The organism is Aeromonas dhakensis (assembly GCF_002285935.1).
Lineage (GTDB): Bacteria > Pseudomonadota > Gammaproteobacteria > Enterobacterales > Aeromonadaceae > Aeromonas > Aeromonas dhakensis.
The window spans coordinates 1,890,275-1,911,119 of sequence record NZ_CP023141.1 but is presented as its reverse complement, the minus strand read 5'-3'; the positions used below and the strand labels follow the sequence as shown (position 1 = coordinate 1,911,119).

The window sequence follows — 20,845 nt, the reverse complement described above, 5'->3', positions numbered from 1 at the left end:
ACAACGGCCACCAGGGTGGCCGTTGTTGTTTTCGACCCGGCTAGAACGACATGCCGGAGAAGGACATGAAGCCGAGCGACATCAGCCCGGCCACGATGAAGGTGATGCCAATCCCCCTCAACCCCTCGGGCACATCCGCATACTTCATCTTCTGGCGCAGGCCGGCGATGGCCACGATGGCCAGCAGCCAGCCCAGGCCTGAGCCCGCTCCATACACCACAGATTCGATGAAGTCGTAGTCCCGCTGCGCCATGAACATCACCCCGCCGAAGATGGCGCAGTGCACCGTCAGCAGCGGCAGATAGATGCCCAGCGCGTGATGGAGCGCCGGAAAGTGCTTGTCGAGCACCATCTCCATCACCTGCACCAGCGCCGCCAGCACCCCGATGTAGACGATGAAATCGAGAAAGCTCAGATCAAACTCGCCGAGAAAGGTGCTCTCCGGGCGCAGGATATGGCGGTAGATCAGGTTGTTGAGGGGGATGGCGATCACCATGACCACCAGCACCGTCAGGCCAAGGCCGAAGGCGGTGTTGATGTTCTTGGAAACGGCCAGGAAGGTGCACATGCCAAGGAAGAAGGCCAGCGCCAAGTTTTCCACAAAGATCGATTGAATGAAGAGGTTTACGTAATAGTCCATCGGGTCGGCTCACAACGGGTACGAACGGGAGCCGCCTCCCTGCGCACAAGCGGGCACGAAGGCGGTGCAAGAGGCGCCGGATCGGAGCCTGACCCACAGGTCGCACTTTGTGGCTGGGATCAGGCTCGGATCGAACGGGCGCGTGGCGTGCAGCCGGCCTCTAGTCGCTGTGGCAGAACCGAAATTGCAGATGGTGGCAGTATCGCAGCCGCCGATGCAGATAGCCGAAGTGGTCGGCCAGCTGCCTGAGGTAGATGAGGGGCAGGAAGAAAAGCAGGCCGCAGAGCAGGCCGAGGATCTCGTGCTGGAACCAGGCCAGCAGCATCTGGTAGAGCTCGGCATGAGCGGCCCCTTCCAGACGTCGCCCCTGCTCGAAGCCGAGCCGCCACTGGGAGGCTGGCGGCAGGCTGACGCTGTCGAGCAGCCCTCTCTGGGCCGGCTCGTGCAGCTGCATCGAGCCCTCCTGCCCTCCCGTTGCCGGCCCCGGGGTTGCAACGACCCCTGCCGCGGCATAGGCGGCAAGCCAGAGAAGGCAGGCGATGGCGAGGGCCATCGACCAGGTCGACAGTCGGCCAGGGGGCAACAAGGGATGCATCCGGTTCAAACAAAGAGGAACAAGAAGGGCGAATTTATCACAATTCCTCGATTTATTGAATTTACCATATGGGAAATCAGCTTTAATCGATGCTAAAAACCCTGATTATCAAAAAATCCAGCAATTAAAAACCACCATGAGAGCAAGCGCCATGACGCCTGCTCTCATGGTGAGGACTCACCCCTGCTCAAAGGCCTGATGGTAGCGCACTTCACCACTGGGCATGGCGGCGCCGAACGAGCGGGCCATGAAGTACTCGGCCGGCACGCCGGGCAGCGTCAACCCCGGCTCGGACACGAAGCCGAAACGGCCGTAGAAGCCGGGATCCCCCAGCACCACGCAACCTGCCGCCCCCATCCCCTTGAGCTCGGCCAGACCCGCCTCCATCAGCCGTGAACCCAGTCCCTTGCCGTGCAGCTCGGGGGAGACGGAAATGGGGCCAAGGCCATACCAGTGCGGGCTGCCATCGCTGATGGTCACCGGCGAGAAGCAGAGGTGGCCGACCACTCGCCCCTCCTGCTCCGCCACCAGCGACAGACTGAGTGCCCCGGCCTGGCGCAATGCGCGCACGATCAGCTGCTCGTTGTGATCGGTATGGGGGGCCTTCAGGAATGCGGCCACGGTCACCGCTTCAATGGCGTCGTGATCGGCGCCCGTTTCGGGTCGAATGAGGATGTTCATAAGGGTTTCTCCGTTTGCTCTCTTTCAATGGATGGCCTGATCAGACTGCCTGCAGGCAGCAGATCACATAGCCATAGCTGCCCAGGTATTGGCGGTGGATGGCCACTTCCCGGCTCAGATCCTGCCAGGCTGGGCTATCCCCCAGCTCGGCGCGATGGCGCGCCAGATTGCGCTCGATGGGATCCAGATAGTTGTGCCAGGCCCTTTGCGGTAACTCGGTGTGCCACAGGCAGCGATACCCCGCCTCCTGCACCGTCTTCAGCAGGCCAGCCAGGGTCTGCATGGCAGGATAATCCCGCTGCCAGAACGCCAGCGCCTCCTCTGGCGGCGTGTCCGTCAGCCACACCAGGTCGCTCAGCACGATGCAGGCATCAGGGCCGGCAAGGTGCGCCCGCCAGGCTTTGAGCGCATTGGCCACCCCTATGGTGTAGGCGCTCCCTTCGGCCCAGATAAGGTCGGCGGGGGCCAGCTCTGCCGGTAGCGCCGCCATGTTGGCGCACAGGGTGGTGACCTGCTCAAAGCCAGCCGCGCTGGCCGATCTGGCCACGGCGGCCAGCGCCTCCTCGTCGAGATCAATGGCCACGATGGCGGCATCCGTCACCTGTGCCAGCGCCATTGTGGCGGCGCCGCGCCCGCAGCCCATGTCGAGGATCCGGCGAGGCGCCATGGACAGCGCGGCAAACTGCTGCTGGGTGAAGGTGCGATCTCCCGGTCCCCAATAGCTCATGCCATCCAGCAACTGTTTAAAATCCTGGATGTAGCGATCATGCTCGTTCATGTCTTTGCTCAGCCACTGCAAGTGGTAGCGCTCCTTTTCACTGAATCCCTGCTTCATCACCCAGTCGAAGTAGGCCTGCGGGGCTTGATGCTGCAGTTGCCGCTGCCAGGCCTTGAACTCGTCGCCGGAGTGCGCACGCAAACCGGCGAGATCCGCCAGCAGATCCCGGGCACGTTGCATCCGCGCCAGCTCCTCATCCAGCTCCCTGACCCGGGTCTGCAGCGTTGCCTGCTCCAGCTCCCCCGCCAGACAGGCGAGGCACTGCTTGAGGCTGAGCCCGCCGGCCTGCAGGGCCTGTACCATCCGCAACCGCTGCAGATCTTCATCGTCGTAGTGGCGATAACCGTTGGCGCCCCTCGTTCCCGCAATCACCCCCAGCTTTTCGTAATAGAGCAGGGTGGAGCGGGCCAGGCCGCAGCGCCTGGCCAGTTCGGATATTTTCATGACAGCGACTCGCAGTGGGATCCATGACCCGATGAAGGGAAGCTTAAACTGTGAAGCAATAGACGGGTCAACGGCAAAATCCGGGTTAACACCATAAAAAAACGGCCACCCTGAGGTGGCCGTCATCGGCAGCAAGAGAGACTCACGGATCAGAGGCCGGCGGCCTCCAGATGCTCCACCAGCAGTTGCACGCTGCGGTTGCCACGCCACTCGTTGACGTCGAGCCGGTAGACCAGCCGCACCCGTTTGACCGAGGCATCGGGCCAGCGCTGCAAGTCGACCCCGAAGGCGATGGCATCCACCGCGTGGCCGGAATCCGTGGTCAGCATCATCTTGAGGTGCTTCTCCCCCACCAGCCGCTGCTGCACCAGCACGAACTCGCCATCGAAGAGCGGCTCGGGGAAGGCCTGACCCCAGGGGCCGGAGGCACGGATCAGCTCCGCCAGCTCGAGGGTTAGCTCGTCCGGCAGCAGTTCGCCGTCGGTGAGCAGCACCCCGGTCAAGAGCTCAGGGGTCACCAGCTCGCCGATGACCGCCTCGAACGCCCGCCCGAAGGCCTCGATATTTGCCTTGGGCAGGGTCAGCCCGGCCGCCATGGCGTGGCCGCCAAACTTGCCCATCAGGCCGGGGTGACGGGTATCGAGCAGTTCCAGCGCATCGCGCAGGTGCACCCCGGGGATGGAGCGCCCGGAGCCCTTGAGCTCGGTCTCGCTGCTCTCGGCAAACGCGATGACCGGGCGGTAGTACTTCTCCTTCACCTTGGAGGCCACCAGCCCCACCACCCCCTGATGCCACTCGTCCCGGTGCAGCACGATACCGGAGGGCACCTCGCCATCACGAAACCGGATCTGCTCCAGGGTGGCCAGCGCCTCCTGCTGCATCCCCTGCTCTATTTCCTTGCGCTCCTGGTTGAGGCTGTCCATTTCGGAGGCGAGCTGGCGCGCCAGGTTGATGTCCTCGCTCAGCAGGCAGGCGACCCCGAGGGACATGTCGTCGAGCCGGCCCACCGCGTTGAGGCGCGGCCCCAGCGCAAAGCCGAGATCGGCGGCGCACAGGCGACGACCATCGCGGCCCGACACGTCCACCAGCGCCTGGATGCCGGGGCGGCAGCGGCCGGCCCGGATCCGCTGCAGGCCCTGATGGACCAGGATGCGGTTGTTGCCATCGAGCGCCACCACGTCGGCCACCGTGCCAAGGGCTACCAGATCCAGGTAATCCGCCACGTTGGGGGCGCGCAGCCCCTGGCGCTCATACCAGCCACTCTGGCGCAGATGGGTGTTGAGCGCCGCCATCAGATAGAAGGCGACCCCGACCCCGGCCAGAGACTTGGAGGGAAAATCGCAGCCATGCTGGTTGGGGTTCACTATCGCGTCGGCATCAGGCAGCTCCTGGCCCGGCAAATGGTGATCGGTAACCAGTACCTGCATGCCGGCCGCCTTGGCTGCCGCCACCCCGGCGATGCTGGAGATGCCGTTGTCCACCGTGATGAGGAATTCGGCGCCGCGGGCCACCGCCAGCTCGACGATCTCGGGGGTGAGGCCATACCCGAACTCGAAGCGGTTGGGCACCAGAAAATCGATGTGGCGCCCCCCCATGGCGCGCAGGGCCAGCACGCACAGGGCCGAGCTGGTGGCGCCGTCACAATCGAAGTCACCGACGATGAGAATGCGCTTTTGCGCCGTCAGCGCCTCGGCCAGCAGGGGCACTGCCTGCGCCATGCCGAACAGGCGCTGGGGTGGCAGCAGCTGATTGGCGCTGCGCTCCAGCAGGGCAGGGTCTTCGACCCCACGGCTGGCGAAGATTTGCCGCAGCAAGGGATGAAGGGTGGCGGGCAGATGGGAATCATCCACGCGCGGACGACGACGGATTAGCAGGGGCATCGATGTGATCCAGTATCTTGAGCAGTTGTTCAGGGCTCTGATAACCGCGCAGCAGGTCGCCATTTGGCAGGACCCAGCTCGGCAGTGCCTTGATCCCGAGCCACTGGCTCAGGCCGATATGATGGGCAAGGATCTCATTACAGCCGCTCTCAGGCAAACGATCACTGAGGTCGAGTTCGCGCAGCAGCCCGGGATCACACCAGCGCGCCTGCGCCTCGGCCAGATCGGCAAAGGGGCCAAGCACCGGCAGCAGCTGCACGCTCACCCCCCTCGCCTGCAAGGCGGACAGCTCATCCAAGGTGGTGCGACAGCCGCGGCAGGCGAGATCGGTAAACAGGGTGAGGCGGTGGCGCTCGGGCACGGCCTTGAGCTGCATGCGCCGCTCGCCGATCTGGGCCAGGGCCAGCTGCCGTTGTTGACGCTGGCCCAGCATGGTGAGGTTCTTCATGTCGTGGGCCAGATCCAGCATGGTGCCCAGCAGCACATGGTCGCCCTTGGCATCGGTATAGAGGGGCCCCTGCGCCGTGCCCAGCAGATAGAGGCCAGAGACCGGGGTCTCGTCCACCAGATAGACCTGCACCCCGAGCCGCCGCTCTATGGTCTGTTTCAACAGTTGGGGATCCATCCCCGCGCTGACGGCAAAAGAGCCCAGCAGCATCATTCCCAGCAGTAAATAGTGCACTTTTTTACTCACTTGGCATGAACGAATGGACTCACAAGGTTACTCAGCAAATATGCTCGCCTCAACTGCTTGATTACTGATTAGTTAATAGAAGGGTCGCAAAAAATCCCGATCTGACAGGTTGCCAATCGGGCAAAGCCCCAGCAAGCTAACCGGGACGACAGGAAACACGACGGTCATCCTCTGTTTTCCTGATGCTTTATTATTCAAACACCAGGGCGGCCCAGGCCGCTACTAGCCCATTTTTGGAGGGGAAAATGAGTCTGATTCAAGAGTTCAAGGCCTTTGCATCCAGAGGCAACGTCATCGACATGGCGGTCGGTATCATCATCGGGGCCGCCTTCGGCAAGATCGTCTCCTCCTTCGTCGGTGACGTGATCATGCCGCCCATCGGCCTGATCCTGGGGGGCGTGGACTTCAGCGACCTCGCCGTGACCCTGAAGGCCGCCGAGGGCAGTGCACCGGCCGTGGTCATCGCCTACGGCAAGTTCATCCAGACCATCATCGACTTCCTGATCATCTCCTTCGCCATCTTCATGGGGCTCAAAGCCATCAACACCCTGAAGAAGAAGCAGGAAGAGGAAGCCGCGGCACCGGCCGGCCCCACCAAGGATCAGGAGCTGCTGACCGAGATCCGCGATCTGCTCAAATCCCAACAGGGAAAATAAGCGCCAGCTCCTGTCGTGTACTGGAAAAAAACCGCCTTCGGGCGGTTTTTTAGCTACATCAGCAACGGAACACTTTACACTTGGCATCACCCAGACCTTGATCTGCATCCGCCCCCATCCCACGCACATCATGCTTGAATGAATGTAAACCTACAGGAATCATCGCCATGACATCCCCGACAGTGAAGACCAGAGCGAAACATGGTTTCATTCTGCGGTATTTGCTGTTGCTCTCCCTGCCCCTACTATTGATGACAGCCAGCAACCTCTATCTGTTTTTCATCAAACAACAGAACGTAGTACGCGAGCGCATGGAATTTTTCAGCAGCAGTACGGCCCAGCAATGGGACAACGCGCTGAGCTCGGTCGAAGAGCAACTCAATATTCTGGCAGTGGATCTCGCCGACCATGACGGCGTGCTCCCGCCGGAAATGCGGGCGCGGCACTACTCGGTATGGCAGCAGCTCAGCCGCTCGGGCAGCCTGCTGAAGGGGCTCTACTATGTGCAGCGGGACAATACCCTGGTCAACTTCAACCACCAGCTCCCCCCTTCCCCCCAGGCAATGGCCAAACAGGCATGGTATCTGGATGCCATCCATACGCCGGGGATCAATATCTGGAGTGCCCCCTATCTCGACACCGTCCAGCACATTCCGGTGGTGACCCTGTCGCGGGCGGTCTTGAACCACAGCGGCAAGATAGTGGCCGTGATTGGCCTGGACGTCGAGCTGTCGCGAGTCTCGGACCGGATCGGGCGCATGCTGCAGGGCGGCAAGCAGATGACCTACCAGCTCTACGATCGCAGGTATCAACGCATCGTGGCGCACAGCAACCCGCAGCTGAACGCCACCCCGCTCGACGAGCCCTGGTTATCCCGGCTCCAGGGAAAAAATGGCGCGATCCAGAGCCAGGATGACGAACTCATCGCCTACTACACCCTGGCCAACAACCCCGGCTGGCAGGTCATCATCATCTACCCCTTCAGCAACTCTTTCGTCATCAGGGAGCTGCTGCCCAACATGATGATGGGGCTGTTGCTGTCGCTGGTCATGTTCATCCTGGTGGCCGTCATCTTCCATCAGCGGCTGGAGAACACCATCGGCATGCTGGTGCAGGTGGTGCGCCAGCTGCGGGTCACCCCGCCGGGACAGCCCCTCATCATCCCCCGCATTCCGGGCATCGAGGAGCTGGAGGACGAGATCACCCTGATTTCGGACCAGATGCAGGCGGAGAGCGAGAAGGCCCAGCGCGATGCCCTGACCGGGCTCTACAACCGCCGCTACATGGACACCCTGCTGAGCGAGCTGCACCAGCAACATACCCCCTATGTGCTGGCCATCATCGACATCGACAACTTCAAGCAGATCAACGACCGCCATGGCCACCCCGCCGGCGACAGCGTGCTCAGACGCACCGCCTCTCTGGGCAGCCAGTTGCTGGAGGGCAAGGCCACCCTCTGCCGCTTTGGCGGCGAGGAGCTGGTCGCCATCTTCGAGCAGGGGCGGCTTAAGGAGGCACAGCAGCAGATGGATCAGTGGCGCCGCGCCATGACCACGCAGAACTGGCGCGAACCGGGCTTGACCGTCACCTTCAGCGGCGGGCTGGCCGAGGCGCTGGATGCCCCGACCGCCGAGGTGCTGGCCCGGGCGGATGCCGCCCTCTATCGCGCCAAGCAGGAGGGGAAAGATCGCCTCTGTCTGGCCTAGGCGCGCGGGTGGTGCTGGCCGTGCAGCGCCTTGAGCCGCTCGTTGGCCACGTGGGTGTAGATCTGGGTGGTGGAGAGATCCGCGTGACCCAGCAGCATCTGCACCACCCGCAAGTCGGCGCCGTGGTTGAGCAGGTGGGTGGCGAAGGCGTGGCGCAGGGTGTGGGGAGATAGCTCCCCGCTGATGCCGGCCCGCAGGGCATAGAGCTTGATGCGGTGCCAGAAGGTCTGGCGGGTCATCATCTGGGCCCGCTTGGAGGGGAACACCACGTCCGAGCTGGTGCCCCCCAGCAGCAGGCCGCGCCCCTCACGGTAGTAACGCTCCAACCAGTACACCGCCTCCTCCCCCATGGGGACCAGCCGCTCCTTGTTGCCCTTGCCCACCACCCGCACCAGCCCCTGGCGCAGGCTGACATGCTCGGCGGTGAGCCCCACCAGCTCGGAGACCCGCAGCCCGGTGGCGTAGAGCAGCTCGAGCATCGCCTTGTCGCGCAGCTCCAGCGGGTCGTCCACCAGCGGCGCTTGCAGCAGCGCCTCCACCTCGGCTTCGCTGAGATCCGATGGCAGCTTCTTGGGCAGTTTGGGCCCCTCCAGCAGCACGGTGGGATCGTCGCTGCGCAGCTTCTCGCGGTTGAGATACTGGTAGAAGCGGCGCAGGGCCGACAGGAAGCGGGCCGTGCTGCTGGCCGCGAACTGGTGGTCCACCCGCCAGGCGAGGTAGTGCTGGATGTCGTCCAGCCCCGCCAGCAGCAGGGAGCCCCCCTGCTCGTCGAGCCAGAGGGAGAATTTTTCCAGATCGGTGCGATAGGAGCTGACCGTGTTGTCGGAGAGGCCCCGCTCCAGCCAGAGGGCGTCGAGAAACGGCTCGATCAGGGGATGGGATTCAGCTTTGCTCATGGTACGCCGCGCTCAGGGAAACAGGCCCCCATTGTAACGTGTCGACCCACCCGGCCCGCAAGGCAGGCTTGTCCGTGGCCCGGCAAGAAGTGAAGCGCGCCGGGCAATCTGCTAGACTGGCGCCCACCCTGGGCGCCGCTGTGCCGGTCACGCCCCTTGCCTACTGCGATCAAGAGAAGAGCGATGAAGATTGGTTTGTTTTACGGCTCTACCACCTGCTACACCGAGATGGCCGCCGAGAAGATCCGCACCCTCATTGGCCCGGAGCTGGTCGATCTCCACAACATCAAGGACGTGCCCCTCATCCGCATGCAGGAGTACGACATCTTGATCCTGGGCATCTCCACCTGGGACTTCGGCGAACTGCAGGAGGACTGGGAATCCCGCTGGGAAGACATTGCCGACCTGCATCTGGAGGGGCGCATCATCGCCCTGTTTGGCCTCGGCGATCAGCTGGGCTATGGCGAATGGTTCCAGGATGCCCTCGGCATGCTGCACGATCAGCTGGTGCCCAAGGGGGTCAAGCTGGTGGGCTACTGGCCCAACGAGGGGTACGAGTTCGACGCCTCCAAGGCGCTCATCGACGATGGTCGTCACTTCGTCGGCCTGGCCCTCGACGACGCCAATCAGTACGACCAGACCGAATCGCGCATCGAGCAGTGGGTCGACCAGATTTTGAGCGAGATCCACGAACTGCTGTGACGCCGGGTTTTCTGACAGCAGTGGCGATGGCCCCCTGCCATCGCCCGCTTCCCACACGGCATGTCGAAAAAGGCCTTGTGACAGACCCCTTGAACAGACGTCAGCTGCGACGCTTCCCCGCCTGCCGCCCCAGGTTTCGGACCACCGGGCGCATAAATCACACCGATTTTCTCAATCGGTATCATCGCATGACGCTATAGCGACTTTTTTATGCTGGTCTGCAACAATGGAAGCGACACCCCATAACAATCACAGCCGGGTGTCGGAAGCAAACGGACAGACCAGAAAAGGACATTCTATGACCCCATTCTCCCTGTTGGCCCCCGCCATCGCCCGCGACGTGCTCGATCACGCGCTGGCGCTGGGTGCCGACTTCGCCGAGCTGTTTGTGGAGCGCAAGCGCCGCAGCCAGCTCAGCCTGCTCTCAAGCCAGATAGAAAATATCAGCGGTGGCCTCGATTTCGGCATCGGCGTGCGCCTGTGCTACGGCCACAAGGTGCTCTACGGCTACACCAACCTGGCCGATCGCAACGAGCTCTTGCGCATCGTCACCCTGCTGGCGGCCAAGGACAGGCGTGACCCCGTGGTCACCGCCACCGCCTTCGATTTCACCCGCCTGAACGATCGCAACCCGATCGCCCTGCCCCTGTCGGCCGACAAGCTGCTGGAGCAGAAGATCGCCTACCTGCACGCCATGGATGCCGCGGCCCGCGCCGAGAGCGACAAGGTGAGCCAGTTTGCCGGCAACGTGCTGGGCTGGGAGCAGGAGGTGGAGATCTTCAACAGCGAAGGGGTGCAGGTGAGCGATCGCCGCCACTACAACCGCATCATGGCCCAGACCATCGCCGCCCTTGGCAGCGAGCAGAGCGTCGGTTACGAAGCCCCCGGCGCCATGATGGGCTGGGAGCACGCCGCCAGTATCGATCCCCGCGAGCTGGCCCTCACCGCCACCCGCCAGGCGCTGGTGAAGCTGGGGGCCGCCCCCTGCCCGAGCGGCAAGCTGCCGGTCATCATGGAAAGCGGCTTTGGCGGCGTCATCTTCCACGAGGCGTGCGGCCACCTGCTGGAAACCACCTCGGTGGCCAAGAAGGCCTCGGTGTTCCACGACAAGATGGGCCAGCTCATCGCCAATCCGGCGGTCAGCGCGGTGGACGAAGGCTTGCAGGGCAACGCCTGGGGCTCCATCAACGTCGATGACGAGGGGATGGCGACCCAGCACACCCAGCTCATCAAGGATGGCGTGCTCACCGGCTTCCTGGTGGACCGAATGGGGGCCCTTCGCACCGGCTACGCCCGTACCGGCTCCGGACGCCGCGAATCCTACAAGTTCGCGCCGGCCTCGCGCATGCGCAACACCTACATAGAGCCGGGCAATCACAGTCTGGACGAGATGCTGGCGACGGTGGAGCACGGCATCTATGCCAAGCGGATGGGGGGAGGCTCGGTGCAACCCGGCACCGGCGAGTTCAACTTCAACGTGCAGGAGGCCTACCTCATCGAGCACGGCAAGATCACCCGGCCCCTCAAGTCGGCCACCCTGATCGGCACAGGCCCGCAGGTATTGAAGGAGATCTCCATGGTGGGGCGCGATCTCGCCCTCTCCGCCGGCATGTGCGGCTCGGTCTCCGGATCCATTCCCGCCTCGGTCGGCCAGCCGCCACTCAAGGTCGACAACATCCTGGTCGGAGGGAACGCCTGATGAGCCAACTCGACATGAACCAACTGCTGACCCGCCTGCTGGAGCAGGTCGCCGATCTCGGTGCCGAGGCGGACATCATCGCCAACCAGGACAAGGCCTTCTCCCTCAAGGCCGACAAGGGCGAGCTCAGCGAATACAAGGTCACCAGCAGCCAGCAGATCGGCATTCGGCTGATAAAAGAGGGCCGGGTCGGCATCGCCTATTCGGAGTCTCTCGACGAGTCGGCGCTGGCCGCCATGGTGCAGGATGCGCTCGATGCCAGCCGCTTCGCCAAGGTGGACCCGGATCAGACCATCGCCGTGCAGCAGAGCCGGCTCACCACCGACTGCGCCGAGATCAATCAGCCCGACACCACCCCAGTGGAGGAGAAGATTGCCCTGGCCCTGCGCCTCGAATCGGAGATGCTGGCGCTGCCGGACGTGACCGGCGCCCCCTACAACAGCTTCTTCGAGGGAGAGGGTCGGCTGTGGCTCGCCAACAGCCAAGGCAGCCTCTGCCAGCATCAGGCGTTCAGCGTCGGCTGCTACAGCTCCGCCCTCATCGAGCGCGACGGCCGTCAGTCCATGTTCTCCCAGGGGCAGTATGAGCGCCGCTTCGATGCGCTGGACAGCCAGACCCTCATCCAGCAGATCCACGCCGTGGCCGACGGCCTGCTGGCGGGGGACGCGGTGCCGAGCGGCCACTACAGCGCCATCTTCGACACCAATGCCCTGGCCAGCCTGTTCGGCTGCTTCCAGGCAGCGCTGTCAGGCAAGTGGGCCCAGCAGGGGATCAACCCCTGGCGGGGCAAGCTGGGCCAGTCGGTGGCTTCCCGCTGGCTCACCCTGGAGAGCCGGGCCTATATGCCGGGCGGCATGCACATCAAGGCCTTCGATGGCGAGGGGGCCCCCACCCGGGATCTGCTGCTGATCGGCGAAGGGGAGCTCAAGACCCTGCTGCACAACAGCGCCACCGCCCGCCACTTCGATGTGGCCAGCAACGGCTCGGCGGCCCGCAGTGCCCGCAGTGCGCTGGATGTCAGCCCGCGCCACCTGGTGTTCGGGCTCGGCCCCCACAGCGAGGCCGAGGCGCAAGCCGGCGAGTATCTGGAGCTGGTCAAGCTGGACGGCCTGCACTCCGGCGCCGATGCGGTGAGCGGCGACTTCTCGTTCGGCGCCTCCGGCTTCCTGTGCCGGGACGGCGTGCGGGTGGCCCCGGTACGCGGCATCACGGTGGCGGGCAACTTCTACCGCCTGCTGGGTGAGCTGGAAGCGGTCGGCAACCTGCTGCACCACGACGATGGCAAGAGCTTCTACGCGCCGCTTATCCGCTTCGGCGGGCTGAGCATCGCCGGCAAGTAACTGTATATCGAGGGAAAAAACCTCCAGTTCCCCACCCGAAAGCGGCGCCTGATGGCGCCGCTTTTTTAGCTATGGCGCCCCTCATGGGCCGCTCCTAACCTCTAAGAAGCTGTATACGACCTGCCGCGAGAGGCCGTCAGCAAGGAACAGAGCCGCCGGTCGCATCGGCCGGCACATGCAGGAGATCACCAAGATGGACAATACCCTGGTCTGGGCCGACATTCCGACACGGGATCTGGATCGCGCCATGGCCTTCTACTCGGCCCTGCTCGACGTGCCGGTCACGCCGATACAAGAGGAGATCCGCTTCGCCATGCTGCGCCACGACGGCAACAACGCGGCGGCCTGTCTCGGTCCCATGGACAAGTACCACCAGCCGGGGCACTCGGGCCCCCTCATCTACCTCGCCCTGGGCGATCGCCTGCAGGAGGCCGAGCAGCTGGTGCCCAGCATCGGCGGACGAGTGCTCGAGCCCCTGCACAGCATCGGCAGCGGCCATGGCTCCCGGGTCATCATCGAAGATACCGAGGGCAACTGGCTGGCCCTCTATGCCCCGCCGGCCGGCTGACGACGGCTGCACCCAGAAACAACAACGGCGACCTGATGGTCGCCGTTGTGCATGAACCAGTCTCTCGGGTCATCAGACCTGCGGGTTGAGACGGGTCGGCATGCCGGTACGCTGTTCCAGCACCTGCTTGACCACGTTGGAGTCGCTCTCCGCGTGGGCGATGAAACGGGTGGTAGCCGGGGTCATGGGCAGCGGCACGGAGGCGGTGGAGTTGAACTCCGCCTCGGTGCGCGACAGCGGCTCGTGTACTTCCATGTAGCGGCTGCCATCCGGCTCGACCGTGGTCTTGACCGGCTGGTTGACGAACTGGACGCGAGTACCGACCGGCACGTGGTCGAACAGATACTTGATGTCGTCGGCACGCAGGCGCACACAGCCGCTGCTCACCCGCAGGCCGATGCCGAAGGTGGCGTTGGTGCCGTGGATGGCGTACAGGTTGCCGATGTAGAGCGCATGCAGGCCCATGGGGTTGTCCGGGCCGGCCGGCCAGACCGCAGGCAGGGTCTTGCCCTGAGCGGCATAGCGGCGACGGATGTTCTCGGTCGGGGTCCAGGTCGGGTTGGCACGCTTGCGCTCAACCTTGGTGATCCAGTTCTCCGGGGTGTTGACCCCCAGCTGGCCGATGCCGATGGGCAGCACCTGCACCACGTTCTTGCCTTTCGGGTAGTAGTAGAGGCGCATCTCGGCTACGTTGATGACGATCCCTTCGCGGGGAGCGTTGGGCAGGATCAGCTGATGGGGAATGATCAGCTTGCTGCCAGCCTTGGGCAGGTAGGGGTCGACGCCCGGGTTGGCTTCCATAATGTTGGTCAGACCCAGCTGGAAGTCGGAGGCGATCTGCTCCAGCGGACGGTTGTCCGCGGGCACCACGTATTCCTGGTTCTCGCCGATCAGGCGGCTGTTGGCGGCGGGCAGCTGGTATTCAACGGCGGCAGCCTGCTGGCCGGCCAGTGCCAGCGTACATAAAAGAGCCGAAGCGGCAATGCGAAGGGGATTCATAAAATTCCTGTGTGGTTTCCTGTACCAAGTTGGCCGAAGGCCGTGTCATCCTCGGTTGCGCCGGGGCGCAAAGGTGGCGTCCGCGGTCGATTACCGAGCGCGCATTCTTTCCTGAGTCGGCCAAAATTTCAACGTCGAAAACGCTCTTTTTTGCATGAAAAAGCGCATCCGGCGCCACTGGCGCAGCCTGCTGTCATGATGGCCACGCTAGCAGCCACAAACTGAGCAGAAGCTGAACAAAAAGGGAGGCCGCCTGGCCTCCCCTTCATCACGGTATCAAGGTCGTCCGCCGAGCAGATCCGCCACGCTCGCGGCGATGGCGGCGCGGCCATCGAGCGCCGCCATCTCCTCGGCCAGCAGCCGCGCCCGGGCGCGGTAGCGCGGCTCGCCAACCACCTTGCGTACCGCCGTGGCCACCATGGCCGCCGTCGGCTCGTTGCAGTGCAGATTGATGCCGGCCCCGCTCCAGGCCACCCGGGTCGCCACCTCCGCCTTGTCCTCTCCGGTGCCCGCCACCACCAGCGGCACCCCGTGGGCCAGCGCGGACTGCACCGAGCCGTAGCCGCCATTGGTCACCAGGGCGGCGGCGCGAGGCAGCGCCAGCTCGAACGGCACGTGGTCGGTGACGATGGCATTGGCCGGGATGGCATCGCCCAGCAGCGCCGGATCCCGCCCGCCGGTGGTCAGCAGCAGTTGCAGCTCGTCGCCGGCCAGCCCCTGCATGGCCGGCAGCAGCAACTGCCCCAGATCCACGTTGGCCAGGGTGCCCTGGCTGACGATGACCAGCGGCCGCTCATCGAGCCTCTCCCACCAGGACGGCGGTGTCAGCTCAAGCCGGGGTGGCAGCAGCGGGCCGACATAACGGATCACCCCCTCCAGCTCCGCCCGCTCGTATTCAAAGCCGGCGCAGGAGAGCTGCAAAAAGGCATCGGGCGCCGTCACCATCACGTCGGTGAAGGGGGCCGTCAACGGCGGCGCCCCCGCCTCGGCCAGGGCGGCATCAAAGCGCTGTTGCACCTCCCTTTGCAGTTGCCGGGTCGGCTCATCGAGCCAGGGCAGCTCGCCAAGGGAGCGGCGCAGCTCGGGGGGAATGCGCGGGCCGTAGAAGATGGCGTCCGGACTCGAGAAAGAGACAGGGTTCACCCCCAGCATCAGGATCGGCACCGGCCGGCCATGGGGCTGCTGCAGCAAGGGCAGCACGCCGTAGAAGCCGTTCTCCACCAGCAGCAGATCCACCCCCTCCGCCGCGATCAGCGCCCGCAGCTGCCTGTCGTGCTGCGCCATGGGGGCGGCGAAGAAACGCTTGAGCGCCAGCGCCATCTGGGCGGTACCGCTCAGGCTGGCCCGCTCGGGAAAGTGCCGCTCCAGCGCCCGGTAGTCAAAGTCCACCTCGGGGGCGAAGGGCACGAACTCGGCGCCGGTGTCACGGATGTGCCGCTCGAACAGGGCGCCGCACAGCATCAGCACTCTATGCCCCTGCACCACCAGCAGGCGAGCCGCCGCCAGCATGGGATTGACGTGGCCCGGGGTGGCGGTGGCCGCCAGCAACAGGGTCGCCATCACGCCGCCCCTTGCGGCGCCAGCGCCGGGTTGAGGCAGACCGGGCTGGCCTGGATGTGGACCCGCTGGATGTGGCGCGCGGAGCGGGCGGTGAACCCCTCGCGGCCGTGCAGCAGACCGAGGTTGTCGGCGATCACCACGTCTCCCCCTTGCCACTGGTGGGCATAGAAGTAGCGCGGGTCATAGAGCCGCTCGTGCAGATCCTGCAGAAAAGCGGCCTGCTCGGCCGGCGCCACCCCCTCGATGTCGAGGGCATGCTGGTTGAGAAAACGCACTCCCTCGCGCGGCGGCTCGTTGTAGCGCAGCACCGTCTCGCCGCTCACCGGGTGGGGCACCAGCAGCGGCGAGCTCACCTGGCCGCCGTAGTGCACCACCTGCTTGATGCGATAGGTGATGTGCACCCGCTCCCAGCGGGCCAGCCGCTCGCCGTCCAGCTCGCTGAGCAATTGGCGGGTATTGATGAAGGTGGTGCGCCCCCCTTCGTCCGCCGCCGGCGCGTGCACGCAATGAAACAGCTGGAACTCGGGCAGGGTCGGCTTGTACATGCCGTCCCAGTGCAGCGGCACATAGCTGGAGTCGAAGATGTGGTCGGTGGCGTTCTCGTGCTCTTTCACGTCCAGCACGGCGCCGAAGGGCCACATCATGATCTCGCCCCACTCCTCGCCGTAGCGGGTCAGCCGCTCGGGATCGGTGAAGCCAGACTCGAACCCGCGCAGGATCAGCACGCCGTGGCGGCGGGCCAGCTCGCGCAGCGCCTCGATAGCCAGGCTCTGCACCGGCTGGGCGTTGCGGGCCGGTTCAATCAGCAGGCCGAACGGGGCCTGTGGCAGGATGCGGCAACGCTCGCCGCCGAGGGTAACGATGGATGCAGTCATGGGAAACTCCTCAGGCGGCGGCCTGCTTGCCGTTGATCAGGTAGTGGCTCGGACGGCCGTGGATATGGACCAGCTCATGCTCCATCGCCAGCACGTCGCGCCGCTTCATCAACACGAACTGACCATCCAGGTTGGCCGCCACCCCGTGCCAGGGGGTGAGCCAGTCATCCCGGGTCGGCAGCATGTGGATGCCCATCTTCAGGCTGTGGCTCGCCTGGGGGTGGATGGAGAGACGGATCGCCTCGGGGAAGCGCTCCGCCAGCAGGTTGCCCCAGGCGCGGCTGCGCTGGATCACCGCATGGGTGCGCACCTTGGCATCCCGCTGCAGCGCCGTGTTGGAGAGCGGGGTGTCCGGCAGCTGGCTGTCTTCATAGAGGAAGCGGGTCATGGCACGATAGAGGCGAATGCCCTCCTCGGTGCTTCTCACCTCCTGGGCAATCAGCTCCAGCGGCTCGGCGTAGCGCTCCACCAGCTGTTCGCGCAGGGTGTCGAAGTCGCGGCTGGCGCAAAACTCGGCCATACCCGCCACCATGCCCAGGTGGAAGACACCGAGATGGGTCGCCCCCAGCTCCAGGATCAGCTGCTCGATATGGGCCTGATAGGCATCGATGGCCGGATCGGGCACCCGGATGAGGTCACCGAACACGTGGCCATCCGAGCAGATGAGGATCCGCATGCCGGGCGCATAGTGCAGCTGGATGCGCTGGCAGAGGTGGTTGAGAAAACTGAGGGAGAGCCGCTCCGCCATGTCCGGCAGAGAGCCCAGCACCTTGTTAGGATTGGGCGACTTGGTGGGAAAGGCGGGCAACACGCAGAGGATGGTCTCGCCCCGCTCGATGAAGTCTTGCAGACGGGGGATCTGGATGGCGGCCACCTCTGCCTCCTCCTGCTGCCGATCCAGGATGGGATCGGGGAAGCGGCGGCGATAGGGCAACAGCTCTGCAAATATATTCTGGGCAATTTGATGGGAAGATAAACCACTCATTATTCCGGCTCCTTTGGCAGGATTAAAATCAATAAAGATGACTCTTTATCAATGCGTCCAGTCTCTGTTGTTATTATTTGCGTATCCGTTTGCTACCCAAACGAATCGAGAGGGGACAGTAGCCGAGATAAAGTCAGGCTATCAATTCGCCATTGATGTAAACAGCTTCAACTCTGCGCTAATAATCTTTACCGCATAAGCAATTCACATTTATCTATATGAATAAAAACAAAATAATGAATATTTAAGCGGTTACCAAAAACCCTTTTCCCAAAAAGTTCCCCAGCCATTATTTTATTTGGTCACAAGTTGACTCAGCCATTATTTAGCAGAGCTTAATAGTGATAGCGGCTCAACGGAATAATAGTGACTATTTCGCCGAAAATATCGCAAACAATTATTTATTCACATAATAAGCCGATGCGCCATGGCCGGGTTCAGAGATGGCGCAGACACAAAAAACCGGGTTGCCCCGGTTCTTTGCATCTCGTCCCAGCGACGCTGCCTATGGTCGACCGAATCTCCTCAGGCCGGCACCGGCTCCGCCGCCAGATAGTCGAGGGCCGCCTGCCAGCCCATCCGGTAACCCTGCTCCAGCCGCGCCCGGTCGGTGGTCATGCGGCCGACCCGAAAGTTCGCCGGCGGCACTATGACCCGGATGCGGCAATCGGCCGGTGGCTGGCGGATGAAGTCGATGGCATCGTTGTAGCTTTGATGGCGCGACAGGCTGGCGCGAGCCAGCGCCGGCGTCTCGCGCAGCAGGTAGCGATGCAGGGCGGGCAGGCGCGGCGCCCGCTTGCGATAGCCCAGCGGGCGGGAGAGCACCACTGTGATGTCGCGCGCCCCCTGCTCATAGGCGTGGCGCACCGGAATGGAGTCGGCCACCCCGCCGTCCGTCATGGCCTCCCCGTCGATGCGCACGAAATCCCGGTAGACCAGCGGCACCGAGCAGGAGGCCTTGATCTGCTGCTCCAGCTCGGCGGCATTGGCCTTGAGGTAGGCGGCCTGGCCGTCCGCTACCCGGGTGGTCACCACGGTCAGCGGCACCGGGTTGGCGGCAAAGCGCGCCAGATCGAGCCGGCACTCGCGAATGGTAATGGCCCACAGCCAGTCGAGATCGAGCCAGTGGCCGCCGCGCACGAACTTGGCCAGGTTGATGAACTCGGGGCGGCAGGAGTAGTCGGTGATGACGTTGTGGTTGCGCCCCTGCTGACCGGCCAGAAAGGCCGCCAGATTGACCGCCCCGGCCGACACCCCGATGCAGTGATCGAACGCCGTGCGCCCCTTGGCCAGAAACGCATCCAGCACCCCGGCGGCAAAAATGCCGCGCATGGCGCCCCCCTCGACCACCAGGGCCGTTTGTCGCCGACTCATCCCGCCTCCCCGTTTTGCTCTGTGAATGGTCTCACACTTTGGCCCATTCAGAGCCCGGCTGTCGACCGGGATCCCTATAATGGGCCCGCCTTCGCTCCCCATGAGCAAAGTATAACTTATTGATGCTACGGAATATTACAATGAAAAATATCAGCAAGTCCCTACTCGCGGCTGCCATTTCCCTCGGATTGATGGCAGGCTGTAACAGCCATAATGACTCCGAGACCCCGACCCCCATGGTTCGCTTCGCTACCTTCAACCTCTCCTTCGATCGCACCGCCGCCGGCATGCTCGCCGGTGAACTGGCCCTCAGCCGCACCGAGCAGGACGCCCTGCTGGCCCGCCTCGCCGACGGCACCTTGAGCGGCGCCGAGAAGACCAAGGCCCTCGACGTGCAGCAGATCCGCAACATCGCCGAGATAGTGCAGCGCACCCGCCCCGACGTCTTCCTGCTCAACGAATTCGACAATGACGGCAAGGGCAGCGACACCACGGACCTCAAGGCCTTCAACGACAACTACCTGGCCCACGCCCAGCACGACGAGGTGAAGGCCATCAGCTACCCGGTGCTGCAGAACTTCGCCACCAACACCGGCCTGATGAGCGGCCATGACCTCAACCTGGACGGCAAGGTCAACAACGGGCCGGACGACGCCTGGGGCTTTGGCAACTATCACGGCCAGTACGCCTTCGCCGTGATGTCCCAATACCCCATCGATACCAAACAGATCCGCACCTTCCAGAAATTCAAGTGGAAGGACATGCCGGGCGAAACGAACCCCGTCATCGACGACTGCAACAATGCCAAGGCGCCGATCCCGGCCAGCCGCCAGTGCGGCGATGCCTGGTATGACGACGCCGCCTGGCAGGCCTTCCCGCTCTCGTCCAAGAACCACGCCGACGTGCCGGTGCGCATCAAGCGCGGCAACAAGGAGGAGGTGATCCACTTCCTCATCTCCCACCCCACTCCGCCCATCTTCGGCAACGCGGCGCGCCACAACGTCAAGCACAACCGGGCCGAAGTCGCCTTCTGGCAGGACTACGTGGAGACCGCCAGCTACATGGTGGATGACGCCGGCAAAGCCGGTGGCCTGCCCGCGGGTGCCAAGTTCGTCATCGCCGGCGATCTCAACGCCGATCCCCAGATTGGTGATGGCGACCTGACCGCCATTCAGGATCTGCACAACCATGTGCTGGTCAATCAGGCCGTCACCAACGGCGCCCTGATCCCGGTCAGCCAGGGCGGCCCCGAGTGCCTCGCCAGCCAGCCGGATCAGTGCAAGCGCAACAACAACCGCCCCACCCCGGAGCGCATCACCAGCAGCAGCGGCCTGCAGCTCGACCACGTGCTGCCCTCCGCCAACCTGAACGCGGTCGCCTCCGGCGTGTTCTGGCCGGCCAGCTTCGAGCCGGGCTACCACCTGGTGTATGACGCCAAGCTCGGCATCGCCAAGGGAGTCAGCTCGGATCACCGTCTGGTGTGGGTCGACTTCAAACTCGACTGATCACGCCAGACAGACCAAGGGGGCCTGCGGGCCCCCTTGTGCTTTTGTGGCCGCCGACGAAATTCAAAGAGACCCCTGACCCCTGGATCTCCTCTGCTCTACAGCCTCATCGCGTCCATATGCCACCCGCTCGGCACCATGACCCCAGTCGCAGGCCCATCAGTGCCTGGCCTCTATTTGGTCAAAAAACGGTCTCATCAGGGTACATGGCGAGTCGATCACAGAACCCGGCGCCGGATCGGGCTAGAATGGGGGCTTCCGTCAGCCG

At 63.9% G+C, this 20,845-nt stretch carries 19 protein-coding genes; 7 read left to right on the top strand and 12 right to left on the bottom strand.

The features are described from left to right. Positions 1–40 precede the first annotated feature (40 nt). From nqrE to CK627_RS09355, 6 genes are all read right to left on the bottom strand, one after another. Positions 41–640 carry an NADH:ubiquinone reductase (Na(+)-transporting) subunit E gene (gene nqrE, locus CK627_RS09380; RefSeq protein WP_010633144.1) on the bottom strand — a complete coding sequence of 200 codons (600 nt, stop codon included), beginning with the start codon at positions 638–640 and terminating at the stop codon, positions 41–43. Between the two features lie 160 nt (positions 641–800). Beyond that, on the bottom strand, positions 801–1,094 hold the full coding sequence (locus CK627_RS09375; protein WP_095592182.1) for a hypothetical protein: 294 nt from the start codon (positions 1,092–1,094) through the stop codon (positions 801–803). Positions 1,095–1,412: 318 nt separating this feature from the next. Then, positions 1,413–1,916, bottom strand: a complete 504-nt coding sequence (locus CK627_RS09370; RefSeq protein ID WP_017788440.1) for a GNAT family N-acetyltransferase — start codon at positions 1,914–1,916, stop codon at positions 1,413–1,415. A gap of 40 nt (positions 1,917–1,956) precedes the next feature. Next, entirely contained in the window at positions 1,957–3,138 is a 1,182-nt protein-coding gene (locus CK627_RS09365) for a MerR family transcriptional regulator (protein ID WP_095592181.1), read from the bottom strand. Positions 3,139–3,287: 149 nt separating this feature from the next. Next, positions 3,288–5,018, bottom strand: a complete 1,731-nt coding sequence (recJ, locus tag CK627_RS09360; RefSeq protein ID WP_042006918.1) for a single-stranded-DNA-specific exonuclease RecJ — start codon at positions 5,016–5,018, stop codon at positions 3,288–3,290. Beyond that, positions 4,981–5,700, bottom strand: a complete 720-nt coding sequence (locus CK627_RS09355) for a disulfide isomerase DsbC N-terminal domain-containing protein (RefSeq protein ID WP_095592180.1) — start codon at positions 5,698–5,700, stop codon at positions 4,981–4,983. The genes recJ and CK627_RS09355 overlap by 38 nt, the downstream gene beginning before the upstream one ends. A gap of 257 nt (positions 5,701–5,957) precedes the next feature. Here CK627_RS09355 and mscL point away from each other — a divergent pair, with 257 nt between their 5' ends. Beyond that, entirely contained in the window at positions 5,958–6,368 is a 411-nt protein-coding gene (gene mscL, locus CK627_RS09350) for a large-conductance mechanosensitive channel protein MscL (RefSeq protein ID WP_005298202.1), read from the top strand. A gap of 167 nt (positions 6,369–6,535) precedes the next feature. Further along, complete coding sequence (locus CK627_RS09345; protein WP_167385311.1) at positions 6,536–8,074, top strand: sensor domain-containing diguanylate cyclase; 1,539 nt, start codon at positions 6,536–6,538, stop codon at positions 8,072–8,074. Here CK627_RS09345 and xerD read toward each other — a convergent pair. Beyond that, on the bottom strand, positions 8,071–8,970 hold the full coding sequence (gene xerD, locus CK627_RS09340) for a site-specific tyrosine recombinase XerD (protein WP_017780681.1): 900 nt from the start codon (positions 8,968–8,970) through the stop codon (positions 8,071–8,073). The two genes, CK627_RS09345 and xerD, sit on opposite strands and share 4 nt — an antisense overlap. Positions 8,971–9,153: 183 nt before the next feature. Here xerD and fldB point away from each other — a divergent pair, with 183 nt between their 5' ends. The 4 genes from fldB (at position 9,154) to CK627_RS09320 (ending at position 13,279) form a co-directional block, all read left to right on the top strand. Continuing rightward, positions 9,154–9,672: a flavodoxin FldB gene (fldB, locus tag CK627_RS09335; protein WP_005298196.1), complete on the top strand. Its 519-nt coding sequence runs from the start codon at positions 9,154–9,156 to the stop codon at positions 9,670–9,672. 298 nt (positions 9,673–9,970) lie between these two features. Further along, entirely contained in the window at positions 9,971–11,371 is a 1,401-nt protein-coding gene (locus CK627_RS09330; protein WP_042049671.1) for a TldD/PmbA family protein, read from the top strand. Beyond that, positions 11,371–12,711 (top strand): TldD/PmbA family protein, encoded by a 1,341-nt coding sequence (locus CK627_RS09325; protein ID WP_095592179.1) that lies wholly within the window; start codon positions 11,371–11,373, stop codon positions 12,709–12,711. The genes CK627_RS09330 and CK627_RS09325 overlap by 1 nt, the downstream gene beginning before the upstream one ends. 175 nt (positions 12,712–12,886) lie before the next feature. Further along, entirely contained in the window at positions 12,887–13,279 is a 393-nt protein-coding gene (locus CK627_RS09320; protein WP_043170234.1) for a VOC family protein, read from the top strand. Positions 13,280–13,351: 72 nt separating this feature from the next. Here the strand turns inward: CK627_RS09320 and CK627_RS09315 are convergent, their stop codons facing one another. The 5 genes from CK627_RS09315 to CK627_RS09295 form a co-directional block, all read right to left on the bottom strand. Then, positions 13,352–14,278: a L,D-transpeptidase family protein gene (locus CK627_RS09315; RefSeq protein ID WP_005298188.1), complete on the bottom strand. Its 927-nt coding sequence runs from the start codon at positions 14,276–14,278 to the stop codon at positions 13,352–13,354. A gap of 276 nt (positions 14,279–14,554) precedes the next feature. Continuing rightward, positions 14,555–15,838, bottom strand: coding sequence for a glycosyltransferase (locus CK627_RS09310; RefSeq protein ID WP_095592178.1), 1,284 nt, complete (start codon positions 15,836–15,838; stop codon positions 14,555–14,557). Further along, positions 15,838–16,713, bottom strand: coding sequence for a TauD/TfdA dioxygenase family protein (locus CK627_RS09305; protein WP_095592177.1), 876 nt, complete (start codon positions 16,711–16,713; stop codon positions 15,838–15,840). The genes CK627_RS09310 and CK627_RS09305 overlap by 1 nt, the downstream gene beginning before the upstream one ends. A gap of 10 nt (positions 16,714–16,723) precedes the next feature. Further along, positions 16,724–17,698, bottom strand: a complete 975-nt coding sequence (locus tag CK627_RS09300) for an L-tyrosine/L-tryptophan isonitrile synthase family protein (protein WP_095592176.1) — start codon at positions 17,696–17,698, stop codon at positions 16,724–16,726. A 525-nt stretch (positions 17,699–18,223) separates the two neighbouring features. Then, the gene (locus CK627_RS09295; RefSeq protein WP_024941211.1) at positions 18,224–19,072 is read right to left on the bottom strand and encodes a patatin-like phospholipase family protein; all 849 of its coding nucleotides are present in this window, start codon (positions 19,070–19,072) and stop codon (positions 18,224–18,226) included. 140 nt (positions 19,073–19,212) lie between these two features. On the opposite strand from CK627_RS09295, the gene CK627_RS09290 reads away from it, so the two are divergent. Further along, complete coding sequence (locus CK627_RS09290) at positions 19,213–20,577, top strand: endonuclease/exonuclease/phosphatase family protein (protein ID WP_167385310.1); 1,365 nt, start codon at positions 19,213–19,215, stop codon at positions 20,575–20,577. Positions 20,578–20,845: the final 268 nt, after the last annotated feature.